Below are 334 nucleotides of genomic sequence, written 5' to 3'. Positions count from 1 at the left end.
CGAACTCGCAATGCCCGGCTCGCTGCGATCAACTCGTTCTTCCGCTATCTGGAATACAGGGTGCCATCCTGCCTCGACCAATCACGTCGGATCCGTGCGATCCCGATGAAGAAGACCGATCAGGCGCTCGTCGGCTATCTCACTCGTGACGAGCTGCAGGCTCTGTTAGATGCGCCAGACGCGAGCACCGTGTCCGGCATCCGTGATCGAGCCATGCTGCATCTGGCCTTCGCCGCAGGCATGCGCGTGTCGGAGCTGGTCGGCCTCCGGCTCGATCAGATCGACCGCCAGACCATGTCCAGTGTGCACATCATGGGTAAGGGCCGTCGTGAAC

The 334-nt window shown here is 61.7% G+C and carries 1 protein-coding gene; it reads left to right on the top strand.

The window, feature by feature from the left end; genetic code table 11:
• Positions 1 to 105 precede the first annotated feature (105 nt).
• Positions 106 to 334: tyrosine-type recombinase/integrase (locus CV770_RS41400; RefSeq protein WP_245454035.1), on the top strand; the 229-nt coding region annotated here is incomplete at its 3' end.

Source organism: Bradyrhizobium sp. AC87j1, assembly GCF_002936975.1.
Classification (GTDB): Bacteria; Pseudomonadota; Alphaproteobacteria; order Rhizobiales; family Xanthobacteraceae; genus Bradyrhizobium; species Bradyrhizobium shewense.
Note: the sequence above shows the minus strand (reverse complement) of the source record. Positions and strands in the feature narration are given on the sequence as shown.